General features: G+C 71.4%; 12 protein-coding genes, 1 pseudogene and 1 riboswitch. Of the genes and pseudogenes, 9 read left to right on the top strand and 4 right to left on the bottom strand.

Features of this window, described 5'->3' with window-relative positions; genetic code table 11:
* The first annotated feature begins 76 nt into the window (after window positions 1-76).
* Window positions 77-289: riboswitch (cobalamin riboswitch) on the top strand.
* Between the two features lie 53 nt (window positions 290-342).
* The 3 genes from ACIPTO_RS17340 to ACIPTO_RS17330 are packed head-to-tail and all read left to right on the top strand — an operon-like array spanning window position 343 to window position 3208.
* Window positions 343-1404: an ABC transporter substrate-binding protein gene (locus tag ACIPTO_RS17340; RefSeq protein ID WP_401192821.1), complete on the top strand. Its 1062-nt coding sequence runs from the start codon at window positions 343-345 to the stop codon at window positions 1402-1404.
* Window positions 1401-2414, top strand: coding sequence for an iron chelate uptake ABC transporter family permease subunit (locus ACIPTO_RS17335; protein ID WP_366317894.1), 1014 nt, complete (start codon window positions 1401-1403; stop codon window positions 2412-2414). Before ACIPTO_RS17340 ends, ACIPTO_RS17335 begins: the two co-directional genes overlap by 4 nt.
* Window positions 2411-3208, top strand: coding sequence for an ABC transporter ATP-binding protein (locus tag ACIPTO_RS17330; protein ID WP_401192818.1), 798 nt, complete (start codon window positions 2411-2413; stop codon window positions 3206-3208). Before ACIPTO_RS17335 ends, ACIPTO_RS17330 begins: the two co-directional genes overlap by 4 nt.
* Before the next feature lie 200 nt (window positions 3209-3408).
* Here ACIPTO_RS17330 and ACIPTO_RS17325 read toward each other — a convergent pair whose 3' ends face one another.
* Window positions 3409-4188, bottom strand: a complete 780-nt coding sequence (locus ACIPTO_RS17325; RefSeq protein ID WP_401192816.1) for an SDR family NAD(P)-dependent oxidoreductase — start codon at window positions 4186-4188, stop codon at window positions 3409-3411.
* A gap of 106 nt (window positions 4189-4294) precedes the next feature.
* Here ACIPTO_RS17325 and ACIPTO_RS17320 point away from each other — a divergent pair, with 106 nt between their 5' ends.
* From ACIPTO_RS17320 to gap, 4 genes are all read left to right on the top strand, one after another.
* On the top strand, window positions 4295-4531 hold the full coding sequence (locus tag ACIPTO_RS17320; protein WP_328931106.1) for a hypothetical protein: 237 nt from the start codon (window positions 4295-4297) through the stop codon (window positions 4529-4531).
* The gene (locus tag ACIPTO_RS17315; RefSeq protein ID WP_401192812.1) at window positions 4531-4908 is read left to right on the top strand and encodes a toxin Doc; all 378 of its coding nucleotides are present in this window, start codon (window positions 4531-4533) and stop codon (window positions 4906-4908) included. The genes ACIPTO_RS17320 and ACIPTO_RS17315 overlap by 1 nt, the downstream gene beginning before the upstream one ends.
* A gap of 50 nt (window positions 4909-4958) precedes the next feature.
* Window positions 4959-5915 carry a helix-turn-helix domain-containing protein gene (locus ACIPTO_RS17310; protein WP_366317902.1) on the top strand — a complete coding sequence of 319 codons (957 nt, stop codon included), beginning with the start codon at window positions 4959-4961 and terminating at the stop codon, window positions 5913-5915.
* A gap of 110 nt (window positions 5916-6025) precedes the next feature.
* On the top strand, window positions 6026-7024 hold the full coding sequence (gene gap / locus ACIPTO_RS17305; protein WP_366317904.1) for a type I glyceraldehyde-3-phosphate dehydrogenase: 999 nt from the start codon (window positions 6026-6028) through the stop codon (window positions 7022-7024).
* A gap of 75 nt (window positions 7025-7099) precedes the next feature.
* On the opposite strand, the gene ACIPTO_RS17300 is transcribed toward gap, so the two are convergent.
* A complete protein-coding gene (locus tag ACIPTO_RS17300) occupies window positions 7100-7648 on the bottom strand; it encodes a GNAT family N-acetyltransferase (RefSeq protein WP_401192809.1) in 549 nt (182 codons plus the stop codon).
* Window positions 7649-7913: 265 nt separating this feature from the next.
* Window positions 7914-8144 (bottom strand): annotated as a pseudogene (locus ACIPTO_RS17295) (LuxR C-terminal-related transcriptional regulator); the annotation flags it as partial.
* Window positions 8145-8428: 284 nt separating this feature from the next.
* On the opposite strand from ACIPTO_RS17295, the gene ACIPTO_RS17290 reads away from it, so the two are divergent.
* Together ACIPTO_RS17290 and ACIPTO_RS17285 are read left to right on the top strand one after the other, a co-directional pair.
* Window positions 8429-11065: an alpha-L-rhamnosidase C-terminal domain-containing protein gene (locus tag ACIPTO_RS17290; protein WP_401192807.1), complete on the top strand. Its 2637-nt coding sequence runs from the start codon at window positions 8429-8431 to the stop codon at window positions 11063-11065.
* A 208-nt stretch (window positions 11066-11273) separates the two neighbouring features.
* Complete coding sequence (locus tag ACIPTO_RS17285; RefSeq protein WP_401192804.1) at window positions 11274-12536, top strand: MFS transporter; 1263 nt, start codon at window positions 11274-11276, stop codon at window positions 12534-12536.
* Here ACIPTO_RS17285 and ACIPTO_RS17280 read toward each other — a convergent pair.
* Window positions 12478-13776, bottom strand: a complete 1299-nt coding sequence (locus ACIPTO_RS17280) for an acyltransferase family protein (protein ID WP_401192802.1) — start codon at window positions 13774-13776, stop codon at window positions 12478-12480. The two genes, ACIPTO_RS17285 and ACIPTO_RS17280, sit on opposite strands and share 59 nt — an antisense overlap.
* Window positions 13777-13825 lie beyond the last annotated feature (49 nt).

Genomic DNA, 13825 nt, shown 5'->3' with positions numbered 1-13825 from the left:
CCGAAGGCCCCGGCCGCGGACCTCCTTGGTCCCTCCGTGCCCGCCGGACCCCGTGACGGGTGCCGGTCATCGATCTTGATACGTTGTACGCGCCAGTCGTGCCACAACCGAGGCCAGGGAATCCGGTGCGAATCCGGAACTGACGCGCAGCGGTGAGGGGGACGGGCGGGGCACTCGACGCCACTGGTGCGGCGCGGGCCGGCCGAAGAGGCCGGACGTGACACACCGGGAAGGCGCCCCGTCCGGACGAACCCGAGTCCGAAGACCTGCTGGCGCCTTCCCGCCCTCGGCGAGGGGGAGTTCGTAGGCAAGGCTCCGCGTTCGAGCCCCGACAGGCAAGGTGTGCCCGTGATCCGTACCACCCCCGTACCGCTGCGTCGCCGTACCGCGGCCCTTCTCCTCGCCCCCGCCCTGCTGTTGACCGCGTGCGGCGGATCCGAGGAGGACCGCGCCGACGGCGAGAGGGAGAAGCCCGCGGCCGGATTCCCGCTCACCCTCACCGACTGCGGGCACAAGGTCACCCTCAAGTCGGCCCCTCAGCACGTCGTCTCGCTCAACCAGGGCACCACAGAGATCCTGCTCTCCCTCGGCCTCGCCGACCGCATGGCCGGCACGGCCACCTGGACCGACCCGGTGCTCAAGGGCCTGGAGAAGGCCAACGCGACCGTTCCGCGCCTCGCCGACAACGCCCCCTCCTTCGAGAACGTCCTCGACGCCGAACCCGACTTCGTCACCGCCTCGTTCGTCTCGACACTCGGCAAGGGCGGAGTCGCCACCCGCGAACAGTTCGAGAAGCTGGGCGTACCGACGTACGTCTCGCCCGCCGACTGCGCGGGCAAGGACAACGACAGCGGCGGCGACGGCTCGCGCAGCACACCGCTCACCCTCGACACCGTCTACGGCGAGATACGCGACCTGTCCCGGGCGATGGGCGTCGAGGCACGCGGCGACCGGCTCGTGACGCGACTGAAGGCGCGGGTGACCAAGGCCACCAAGGGACTTGACGCCTCCGACACCTCCCTCATGTACTGGTTCGCCAACTCCCAGTCGCCCTACCTGGCCGGCTGCTGCGGCGCCCCCGGCGCCATCACCCGGGCGGTGGGCGTCAGGAACGCCTTCTCCGACACCCACGACGAGTGGCCCCAGATCAACTGGGAGACCGTCGCCGACCGAGACCCCGACGTCATCGTCCTCGGCGATCTGACCCGCAAGTCGCAGACCGCCGAGACCGCCCAGGCGAAGATCCGCTTCCTGGAGACCAACGCCGCCACCCGCAACCTCACCGCCGTCAAGAAGAAGCGGTACATCCTGCTCAGCGGCCAGGCGATGAACCCCTCCATCCGCACCGTCGAAGGGATCGAACAGGTCGCCGCCGGCCTGCGCGACTTCGGACTCGCCAAGTGACCCTCCGCACCCTGCTGTTGACGGGCGGCGGACTGGTCGCGCTGGTGGTCTCCGTCGCCGTCGCGGTGACCATCGGACCCGCCGACATCTCCACGGCCGACGTGTGGGCGGCGGTCGCGTCCCACCTCGGCGGCGGCCGGAGCACCCTCGCGCCGCTGCGCGACGGCATCGTCTGGGACCTGCGCATGCCCCGCACGCTGCTCGCCGCCGTCTGCGGTGCCGGGCTGGCGCTGTGCGGCGCGGTCATGCAGTCGCTGCTGCGCAATCCGCTGGCCGATCCGTTCGTGCTCGGCGTCTCCTCCGGGGCGTCCACGGGAGCGGTCGCCGTCGTGGTGCTCGGCGTGGGCGGCGGAGCCGTGTCGCTGTCGGCGGGCGCCTTCGCCGGTGCGCTGCTCTCCTTCGGGCTGGTGATGCTGCTCAGCCACAGCCTCGGCGCGAGCATGGACCGGGTGGTGCTGTCGGGCGTGGCCGCCATGCAGCTCTTCTCCGCGCTGACCTCGTTCACCGTGCTGACCTCGGCGGACGCCGAGACCACCAAGGGCGTGCTGTTCTGGCTGCTCGGCTCGCTCTCCGGCGCGGACTGGGGCCAAGTCCTGCTGTGCGCCGTGGCGTTGGCCCTCGTCCTGGTCGTGTGCCTCGGCCATGCCTCCACCCTGGACGCGTTCGCCTTCGGCGAGGAGGCGGCGGCGGGCCTCGGCGTGAACGTCGCCCGGGCCCGGCTGATCCTGCTGTGCGCCACGGCCCTCCTGACCGCCGTGCTGGTCAGCTGCGCCGGGGCGATCGGCTTCGTCGGCCTGGTCCTGCCGCACGTCACCCGCGCGCTCACCGGTCCCGGTCACGTACGACTGCTGCCCGTCACGGCGCTGACCGGGGCCGTGTTCCTGGTGTGGGTGGACACCCTCGCCCGTACCGTCGTCGACCCGCAGGAGGTACCGGTGGGAGTGGTGACGTCGCTGATCGGCGTGCCGGCGTTCGTGGCCGTCCTGCACCGAGGCCGGAGGACGGCATGAGCATCCCCGCTCCGGGCACCGGCCTGCACGCGGACCGGGTGGTGGCCCGCCTCACCGACGGGCGGCTCATCGTCGACGGCGTCACCCTCGCCCCGCGCCCCGGCGAGACCGTCGGTCTCCTCGGCCCCAACGGGTCCGGAAAATCAACGCTGTTGCGCCTCCTGGCCGGTGTCCTCCCGACCTCCAGCGGTGTCGTCACACTGGACGGCCGGCCGCTGCCCGAGACGGGCCGCCGCGCAACCGCCCGCCGCATCGCCACCGTTGAACAACACGCCCACACCCAGACCGAGTTGACCGTCCGCGAGGTCGTCGCCCTCGGCCGCATCCCGCACCGCCGGGCCTGGTCGCCTGCGTCGGCCGCCGACGCGCGCGCCGTCACCGAGGCCCTGGAGCGCACCGCCCTCACCGACCGCGCCGCCCAGTCCTGGCACACCCTCTCCGGCGGCGAACGCCAACGCGCCCAGATCGCCCGCGCCTTGGCCCAGGAACCCCGCGAACTCCTCCTCGACGAGCCGACCAACCATCTGGACATCCAACACCAGTTGGACCTCCTCGACCTGATCGCCGGCCTCCCGGTCACCACCGTCATCGCCCTCCACGACCTCAACCTCGCCGCGATGTACTGCGACCGCCTCCTCGTCCTCCACACCGGCCGCACCGTCGCCGAGGGCACCCCGACCGAAGTCCTCACACCCGCCCTCATCAAGGACGTCTACGGGGTCAATGCCGAGGTGACCCACGGGCCGGGACATCCGGTGGTCCGGTTCCTGCGGCGGCGGAGCGGGACGGTGTAGCCGAGGCCCAGTGCGCGAGCCCCTACGCCGGGGCGGTGCGCAGGAAGTGCAGCGTGGGCTCGCGGTCCAGGAGCGATCTCCAGGCGGTCGCGATGTCAGGGGCTTCGGACACGGGGCACATCCTTCACGTCCGGCGGAGCCTTCCGGGCCCGCGCTGTTCTCAACAGGCTTCAGTGCGCCAGGTGTTGGCGTGCGCGGCTTCAGTGCGCGGAGAACCCGCCGTCCACGAACACCGACTGCCCTGTCACGTACGCCGAGGCGCGGCTCGCCAGGAACACGGTCGCGCCCGCGAAGTCCTCGGTGAGGCCGTTGCGGCCGATGAGAGTGCGGGCGGCCAGGGACGCCACCATGTCCGGGTCGGACGACAGCCGTTCGTTGAGCGGGGTCATCACGAAACCCGGGACCAGCGTGTTGCAGGTGACGCCGTGCGGGGACCAGGCCTCGGCCTGGGAGCGGGCCAGGGATTCCAGCGCGCCCTTGGAGACGCCGTACGCGCCGCTCCGGGCGAACGCGCGGTGTGCCTGCTGGGAGGTGATGTGGATGATCCGGCCGAAGCCGCGCTCGGCCATGCCGGGGCCGAAGCGCTGGCTCAGCAGATGGGGGGCCTCCAGGTTCAGGGACATCGTGGTGTCCCACACGTCCTCGCTCAACTCGCCCATCGGCGGGCGCAGGTTGATGCCCGCGCTGTTCACGAGGATGTCCGGCTCCCCGAACACCTCGGCCGCCGCGTCCCCCGCCGCCCGGACGCCCTGGCGGGTGCCCAGATCGGCGCTCACCCACGCCGCCCGGCAGCCGTCCGCCGTCAACTCGTCGACCGTGGCGGCCAGTTCCCGCTCCTTGCGCGCCACCACGACGACACTCGCCCCCGCCCGCGCGAGCGCCCCGGCGGCGGCGCGTCCGATGCCGGAACTGCCGCCGGTCACGACAGCGACCCTGCCGTCGAGCGAGAAGAGTCCGGAGAGGTATTCGCTGGAGATCATTCCCGCAGCCTAGGCGGCCGGGCGCGCGGGCGGCCCCGGCCCCCGGCGGAATGGTCCCGCCGCCCCACCCCTCCCCCCGGTGGCACCAACTAGGTACCATCGTCGTATGCCATCGCTGAACGTGTCCTTCACCGAAGAGGAACTAGAGGGAGTCCGGGCCGCCGCCGCGGCCGAGGGGAAGAGCCTCAAGCAGTATCTGCACGACCTCGGCGTGCGGGAGATGCAGCGGGGCCGGTTCGTCGCGGGAGCGTCCGCGTGGGCCGAGCGGCTGCGCGGGGAGTTCGACGACGCGTTTCCCGACGAGGTGCCGCCCTCCGAGCGTGGCGGGGCCGCGGCCGCCTGATGCAGCTGTACATCGACGTCTCCTGGCTGCTCGACGTCCAGGAGGCGGCCCTCGGCCACGAGGACATGTCCGTGTCGGACTACTCCGCGCTCGTGGCCGCCGTGTCCCGGCACAGGACGAAGCTCCCGACCCTCGCCGCCGTCGACCCGGACGCCGCCTGGCGGGCCGCCGCCCTCATGCACACCATCGTGCGCCTGGAGCCGCTGCCGCACCGCAACAGCCTCTACGCCGCGTTCGTCGCCGCGCAGTACATGGGCCAGTCCGGCGAAGGCATCGACCCGCCCTACGGCGCCCTCTCCGACCTCGTGCGCAAGATCCGCGACACCCGGGTCGGAGTGCTCGCCGTCGCCGACCAGCTGCGCTCGTGGAAGGTCTGACCTGCGGCGGGGCGGTACGGCCCGGCGGGCGTCCTGCGTAGGCTGTCCCCGTGTCCACCGCCCGTCTGCGTCGCGTCGCCGTCCTCGTCCTCGAAGGCGCCAAGCCGCTCGACGTCGGCATCCCCGCGCAGGTCTTCACGACGCGGGCGAGCATGCCGTACGAGGTGCGGCTGTGCGGCGCGGCCCCGGGACTGGTCACCGGGGGAGACGGCCTCTCGTACCACGTCGCCCATGGTCTCGACGCGCTGACCTGGGCCGACATCGTGTTCCTGCCCGGCTACCGGTTCCCGGACCGGGAGGACCCGCCGGAGGCCGTCCGCGACGCGCTGATCGCCGCGCACGAGCGGGGCGCGCGGCTCGCCGCGATCTCGACCGGTGCCTTCGCGCTCGCCGCCACCGGCCTGCTCGACGGCAGGCGCGCCACGACGCACTGGCACTACACGCGGGCGCTCGCCACGAAGTACCCGCTCGTCCGGGTCGACGAGAACGTCCTGTTCGTCGACGAGGGCAGCGTGCTCACCTCGGCCGGCGCCGCCTCCGGCATCGACCTGTGCCTGCACATCCTGCGCGGCGACCTCGGAGTGGCCGCCTCGAACCACGCGGCCCGGCGCCTGGTCGCGGCCCCCTACCGCAGCGGCGGTCAGGCGCAGTACGTGCCGCGCAGCGTGCCCGAGCCGCTCGGTGAACGGTTCGCCGCCACCCGCGAGTGGGCCCTGCGCAGGCTGGGCGAACCCCTCACCCTGGAGACGCTGGCCCGGCAGGCCGCCGTCTCGCCGCGCACCTTCTCGCGCCGCTTCGTCGACGAGACCGGCTACACCCCGATGCAGTGGGTCATGCGCGCCCGCGTCGACGTGGCCCGCGAACTGCTCGAACGCTCCGAGCGCAGCGTCGAGCAGATCGCCGCCGACGTCGGCCTCGGCACCGGCGCGAACCTGCGGCTGCACTTCCACCGGCTCCTCGGAACGACGCCGAGCGAGTACCGGCGAACCTTCGCCCAGGGGGAGTAGCCGCGCCCTGTCCCGAGCGTGGCGGGATCCTTGTGAACCATGGCGATCACGCCACTGTCCGGCCCGGACGCCGTGCGCGAGCCTGGTGGCATACCGAAGGGACACCACTCATGACTCGCATCGCCATCAACGGATTCGGCCGCATCGGACGCAATGTGCTGCGCGCCCTGCTGGAGCGCGACAGCGCCCTGGAGGTCGTCGCCGTCAACGACCTCACGGAGCCCGCGACGCTGGCCCGGCTGCTCGCCTTCGACACGACGTCCGGCCGGCTCGGCCGCCCGGTGACCGTCGACGGGGACACCCTCGTCGTCGACGGCCGGCGCATCAAGGTCCTCGCCGAGCGCGAGCCGGCGGACCTGCCGTGGGCCGAGCTGGAGGTGGACCTCGTCCTGGAGGCCACCGGCCGTTTCACCTCCGCGAAGGCCGCCCGCGCCCACCTCGACGCGGGCGCGCGCAAGGTACTTGTGAGCGCGCCCTCCGACGGCGCCGACGTCACGCTCGCGTACGGGGTGAACACCGACGCCTACGACCCGGCCACGCACACCATCGTCTCGAACGCCTCCTGCACCACCAACGCGCTGGCCCCCCTCGCCGCCGTGCTCGACGAACTCGCCGGTATCGAGCACGGGTTCATGACCACGGTGCACGCCTACACGCAGGAGCAGAACCTCCAGGACGGCCCGCACCGCGATCCCCGCCGGGCCCGTGCCGCCGGGGTCAACATCGTTCCGACCACGACGGGCGCCGCCAAGGCGATCGGCCATGTGCTGCCGAACCTCGACGGCAAGCTGTCGGGCGACTCGATCCGCGTGCCCGTCCCGGTGGGCTCGATCGTCGAACTCAACACCACCGTCGCCCGCGACGTGACCCGCGAGGACGTGCTCGCGGCCTACCGCACCGCGGCCGAGGGTCCCCTCGCGGGCGTCCTCGAGTACTCCGACGACCCGCTGGTCTCCTCGGACATCACCGGCAACCCGGCCTCGTCGATCTTCGACTCCGCGCTCACCCGCGTCGACGGCCGCCACATCAAGGTCGTCGCCTGGTACGACAACGAGTGGGGCTTCTCCAACCGGGTGATCGACACGCTCGAACTCCTCGCCGCCGGCTGACCGGCCGCAGGGCCGCACGCATCGTCAGGGCACGGGTGGCGTCGCCCCCGTGCCCCCACTCCGTAGCCGGGCCGGTCAACTCGCTCTCGGAACAGGCGACTTGGCGACAGGGGCGGGCGACCCGTCCTCCGCCTGCACGTCGCGCTGGTACCACGTGCCCTGCTTGCCGCCGATGTCGGACGGGTCGGCGGCGCCGACCGGGGTGAAGCCGGCCTTGGCCAGCACCTTCTGGGACGCGATGTTGTCGTGGGAGGTGGCCGCCCTGAGCGTGCGCAGGGCGTGCCTGGTGGCCGCGAGTCGGCACAGTTCCCTGACCGTTGACGTCGCCACGCCCTGACCGGTCACGCGCTGCGCCACCCGGTAGCCGAGATCCGCGGTGTGCTCCTCGCCGATGTCGTACAGGTTGAACCTGCCGAGGACCGAACCGTCCTCGGCGACGAGCACGTAGAAGGCGCAGACACCGGCCTCCTGCTCGGCCAGCAACGCGTCGAACCGGGCGGTGAACTCGTCGAAGTAGGCGTCGCCGCGGTCGGAGATCGTGGTGGCGAAGTAGGCGCGGTTCGCGGACTCGAAGGCCAGCACCGCCGGGGCGTGCTCGGCGCGGAGCGGCTGCAGTTCGGGCATCTTCCTCACCTGTCGGGGGAGTTGGTCACCAGCACACCACGCCGGGACCGACCGGGCGTACCTCGCCGGAATCGCCGGTGCCGAAGGCGTTGGTGCACTGCGGCCATTCGGCTGCGTGGCACACGTGGGCCATTGAAGCCCGCCCACCCCTTGAGCCACATCGGCCTGAGGTCGGAGAGGGCGCAAGGGCCGTAGACCGTAGGCCTTGACGAGGTCGATGGTCATGGCGAAGGCGACGGTTGGGGGCCGGCCCGGCGGGGCGATGAGCCCCGACGCGGTTCCCGCACCGCAGCTTCGTCTGGATGCGGCTGACGTACGCCGTCGCCTCGCTGACATGGATCCGCTCGCCCGCGTCGGCGTTCGACAGGCCCTCGCCGAGCAGGGCGAGCACCTTGGGTTTCCCGGGTGCGGCCTGGCCCGAGGCGAGCTGGTCGACCACATGGCGCGTGGCCGCAGGGGACAGATAGGCGTCCCCGGCGGCAGCCGCCCGTACCGCCTACCGCCGAAGTCAGCAGCGGACAGCGGCTGTGTCGGATGGGGGACGGACAGCCCGGTGTAGAGGAGATAGGCGGCCGTGAAGCATCCGAGGGCCCGGCGCGTCCTCTCGATCCGCGCGCCTGCCGACCAGCTCACCACGCGTCACGCGCCCCGTCGTTCCGGACGGAACGCATCGGGAACTACTTCTGTCCCAACGCTGTACGGGCATCCGGTGTTCGAGATACCGTCACCACGCAGCTGCCGAGTGAAACGATTCAATCCACCGCCACTCAAGGGGACAGCATGGCGTCGAGCAACACACCGGACAAGGGCATCTCCCGTCGCGTGGCCCTGGCCGCCGCGGGCACCGCGGGACTCACGGCGGTGTCCCTCTCCACCGGACTCCCCGCGGCGGCGGCGCTCCCCGCAGCAGCAGACTCCGCTTCCGTCACCGGCAACTCGCCGCGCCGCTCCGGAGGTTGGCACCGATACGTGCAGGGGCCGTCCTCGCGTACGGTCCGCCCGGTGCGGATCGCCGCGACGACCGGGGACGTGAAGAACGCCGACGGGCTGCTGAAGCCGGGCGGGGCGAGATCCGTCCTGCGGCGCCCGCAGCCCGCGCCGGCTCCGGCCTGGCCCGCCGGCACCACGGCCGAGGCCTCGTCGGCGCACGCGGGCAACAACGGCAACGACGGACAGCCGCGCACCTACGACGCCTCCAACGCGATCGACGGCAACCCGGACACCTTCTGGAACGACGACACGCTCGGCGTCTTCCCCGACGTCCTCACCATCACCGCACCGCAGGTCACGGACCTGCGTGGCATCACCGTGATCTCCAACAGCGACGGCGTCCCGACCGACTGGACCGTCGACGTGTGGACCGACGGCGACTGGCACACCGTCGCCACGGTCACCGGCAACGACGCGGTGCAGAAGGCCGTTCCGTTCACGTCCAAGGTCAGTACCGACCGCGTCCGCATCACGGTGACGCACGCACAGGACACCTCGCACGGCAACTTCACCCGGATCAACGAGGTCTGGCCCGCGCCGGTCGAGCCGATACCCGTGCCGAGCGTCACCGTGGACTTCGGCAAGGTCGTCGTCGGCTACCCGCAGATCAAGTTCACGTCTGCCTCCGCCAACTCCCCAGGTGTACGCGTCGCGTTCTCCGAGACCCGCCAGTTCCTCACCGACCGTTCGGACTTCACCCGCTCCGACCAGGCGGGCGGCGCAGGACAGGGCACGGACCAGTTCGCCGTACCTGCCAAGGGCGCCAACTGGACCGACCACAAAGGCTTCCAGGCCGGCGACAAGGTCTTCGCGGACGGCCTGCACGGATTCCGCTACCTCAAGATCAGCCTCGACGCGCTCGCCGCGGACACCCCTGCCGCCCAGCCGTGGGGCACGGTCGAAATCGACTCCGTCGCCCTCCAGTTCACCGCGTACGTCGGCACCCCGAGCACCTACCGCGGCTGGTTCCTGTGCTCCGACGACGAGTTGAATCGTTACTGGTACGGCGCCGCGTACACCAACGAACTCGTCACCGACACCTTCCGCCAGGACGACGTCGACCCCCGCAACGCGTGGAGCGCCACCCTGGAAGGGAAGTTGGTCCTCCAGGACGGTGCCAAGCGTGACCGCGACCCGTATGTCGGCGACCTCGCCGTCTCCGCGCGCACCCTCTACCTCACCCACGACGACGCGGCGGCCGCGTCCCGCAACGTGCTGGCCGACCTCGCCGACCACCAGCGCGCCGACGGCTGGATCCCGCCGGCCTCCATCGGCAACTACACCCTGCCGCTCTTCGACTATCCGCTGTACTGGGTCACGTGCAGCTGGGACTACGTCCTCTACACCGGGGACCGGCAGTACGCGACCCGCTACTACCCGAACCTGCTGAAGGTGCTGGACACCTGGTACCCGAGCGTCACGGACGACGCCGGTCTGCTGAGCAAGGGCCTCAACGGCACCGACGGCTACGGCGACTACGCCTTCCTGGGCCGCACCGGCCGCGTCACCTACTACAACGCCCTCTACGTCCAAGCCCTCCAGAACGCAGCCCAGTTGGCCCGCCTGCTCGGACAGAAGGCCGACGCCGCACGCTGGAGCACCCGGGCCGACAAGGTCGCGCAGGCCGTCAACTCCCTGCTGTGGGACGCGGATGCGGGCGCCTACCTCGACTCCGGGACGGGCGCGGTACGGCACGCGCAGGACGGCAACTCCCTGGCCGTCGTCACCGGCATCGCCGACACGGCCCGCGCCACCGCCGCGCTCGCGCATCTCGACGCGACGACGAAACGGCCGTACGGCAACGCCTTCATGGACAACGACACCCTCTTCGACCAGGCCTCCCAGCGGGTCTACGCCTTCACCTCCTACCCGGAGATCGAGGCCCGCTTCCTCAGCGGCCAGGGCGAGTCCGCGCTCGACCAGATTCGCCGGATGTACGGCTGGATGGACAAGAACGACCCCGGCATCACCCACTGGGAGGGCATCGGCCCAGGCGGCTCCCTGTACGAGGACGCCTACACGAGCATGGCCCACGGCTGGTCCACCGGTGTGCTGCCGGCCCTGACCAACAACCTGCTGGGCGCCCGCCCAGCCTCACCCGGATTCGCCACCTGGGAGGTGCGCCCGCGGCCCGCCGGCGTCGACTGGGCCACCGGTCAACTCCCCACTCCGCACGGCCCCTTGGGTGTCGAGTGGGAGAACGGTGCCCGTGTCTTCCGGCTCACCGTCAAGGTGCCCCGGAACACCGAGGGCTCGGTCGTGCTTCCCGGTGACGCACACGGTCTGCGTGTGAGTGCCGGCCGGCGGACGCTGTGGGACGGGCGGCGGGCGTCGAGCCGTGCCGTGAGCGTGCTGGACGGAGTGGTCACCGTCTCGGGACTCGGCGCGGGCGACCACGGCTTCGTGGCCGAGCGGCGCGGCAACTGACCTTGTCCGCCTGATGCCTTGATGCGCTCGCTTCCGGCGGGCGCATCAGGCTCGATCCTGCCGGTCCGGCCCCGTCCGTGAGGACTTGGCGTGGGACCTGTGAACAGGGTGTTCCTTTGGGCGATCGTGGCGGGTGTTTTGCCTGTCCTTGCGTTGCCCGCCCCTCCGCGCGCTCCTAGCCTGACCCGCGGACCGAGGGAGGGCCGGGATGCTGGACACCGTCAGGGCGCAGGCAGCGGGACTCACCAGGGATCAGCGCAACGCCTTCGTCGCCGCCTATCTGGGCTGGGCGATGGACGCCTTCGACTACTTCCTCGTCGTCCTCGTCTACAGCGAGATCGCCGACGACTTCCATGTCTCCCTCACCGACATGGCCTTCCTCACCACGGCCACCCTGGTGATGCGACCGGTCGGCGCCCTCCTCTTCGGCCTGTGGGCCGACCGCAAGGGCCGCCGCACCCCACTCATGGTCGACGTCGCCTTCTACTCGGTCGTCGGCTTCGCCTGCGCCTTCGCCCCGAACTACACCGTGCTGCTCGTCCTGCGCCTGCTGTACGGCATCGGCATGGGCGGCGAGTGGGGTCTGGGTGCCGCGCTCGCGATGGAGAAGATCCCCGCCGACCGGCGCGGTTTCTGGTCGGGTCTGCTGCAGAGCGGCTACTCGCTGGGCTATCTGCTGGCCGCCGTGGCCTTCTTCGTCATCGAACCCGCCTTCGGCTGGCGGGGGTTGTTCGCCTTCAGCCTGGTGCCCGCCCTCGTCTCGCTGTGGGTGCGCTCCCGGGTGGAGGAGAGCGAGGTGTGGGAGAAGAGCGTCAAACTCAATCGCACCCCGGCCCACCAGGTGTTCAGGAACCCGGCCGTCCTCCGGCGGTTCGTGTACCTGGTGGCGCTGATGACCGCCTTCAACTGGATGTCCCACGGCACCCAGGACATCTACCCGACCTTCGTGAAGAAGGGCCTGGGCCTGTCCCCGGACACCTCGATCGCCATCGCCGTGGTCTACAACGTCGGCGCCATCATCGGCGGCATGGTCCTCGGGGCGTACTCCGAGCGGCTGGGACGCCGCCGCACGATCATGATCGCGGCGGCGGCCGGCCTGGTCGTGGTTCCGTTCTTCGTGCTGTCCACCGCCGTGGGCTGGCTGATGCTCTCGTCCTTCCTGATGCAGGTGTGCGTGCAGGGCGCGTGGGGTGTGATTCCCGCGCATCTGACCGAGATGAGCCCGGACTCGATCCGCGGCTTCTATCCCGGGGTGACCTATCAGCTCGGCAACCTGATCGCCGCCCTCAACCTGCCGATCCAGGAGGCCATCGCCGAGCACCACGGCTACCCGGTGGCGATGGCGTGGACCGTGACTCCCGCGCTGGCACTGGTGATCGTGCTGAGCGCGATCGGCAAGGAGGCCAAGGGCATCAGATTCGGCAGTACGGGGACGGCGGCACCGAGCACTGCGGCGGCGGACCCGGCGTAGGCCGCACGGCCGCCGCGGCGAGGTCCGCCTTCACGGCGCGGGAGGGCCGGCCGCGTCGTAGCAGAGGCCGTTCGACGAGGGCGTACGAGGCGAGGGCCGCGGCGAGGGTGACGACGAGACCGAGGGGGAGCAGGGCGTCGCCGACCACACCCACGTCGTGCAGCAGGCGGATGACGGGGTAGTGCCACAGGTACATCCCGTAGCTGAGGTTGCGTCCGATCCAGACCGGCGCCGAGAGCGACAGCAGGCGGGTGGGCCACGAGCCGGGGCACAGGTCCAGCGCCGCGACGACGCAGGCCGTCAGCACGGCGGCGACGAGGAAACCGACCGTGTACCAGACCGGGTTCCAGGCGCTCACCTCGGTGATCGGGACCTGCCAGACGATCAGCCCCAGCACCGCGAGCGCGGGCCAGCAGAGGCGCCCCGCCCAGCGCCGGAGCGCGGCGAGACGGGGGTCGTCGGCGCGCAGCCGGGCCAGGACGAGGGCCAGGAGGGCGCCCACGAGGAGCTGGTCGGCGCGGGTGTCGGGGCCGTTGTAGATCCGGTGCGCGGCCGACGGGTCCCACAGCATCGTCCGCCAGAGCACCGGCACGACGCACAGCACCCCGACCCAGACGAGCACGGCCCGGGCGCTCGCGCGCCGCAGCAGGAGGAGGAGCAGCAGCGGCCAGGCCAGATAGAACTGCTCCTCCACGCCCAGGGACCAGGTGTGGCTGAGCGGCGCGGTGAGATCCGAGTACGTACCGGAGTTCCCGGCGCGTACGAGATTGACCACCGACCCCGCGGCTAGTGCCGCCGCGACCCAGGCCCCGCGGAACAACGGCAGGGCGAACGCCACGGACAGCAGGGCGGTCACGGCGCACATCACCAGCAGGGCCGGCATCAGCCGCTGCCAGCGGCGCTTGTAGAACGACCACAGTCCGATGCGGCCGGTGCGGGCGTACTCGCCTATCAGCACCCGTGTGATGACGAAACCGCTGATCGTGAAGAACACGTCCACACCGACCGAGCCGCCCGGGATCAGCTCCGGCCGCACGTGATAGACGATCACCAGCACCACGGCGACCGTCCGCAGTCCGTCGACCCCCGCCACCCGCCCGCCACCGCGCGGCACCGACGAGAAGCCCCGCCCGCCCCCTCCGCCCCGGTCCGCCGGCTCGGGCGCGAGCGGCGGCGCCGACCGCACATCAGGGCTGCGCTCCGTGACCTCGTCCGCCGTGCTTCGCTGGAGGGTGCTCATATCGGCCGCGTCTGCCCAGGTCTGCTGGGCTCACACAAATTCTCATGCT

The organism is Streptomyces sp. NPDC090083 (assembly GCF_044747445.1).
In the GTDB taxonomy this organism is placed as follows: domain Bacteria; phylum Actinomycetota; class Actinomycetes; order Streptomycetales; family Streptomycetaceae; genus Streptomyces.
Note: the sequence above shows the minus strand (reverse complement) of the source record. Positions and strands in the feature narration are given on the sequence as shown.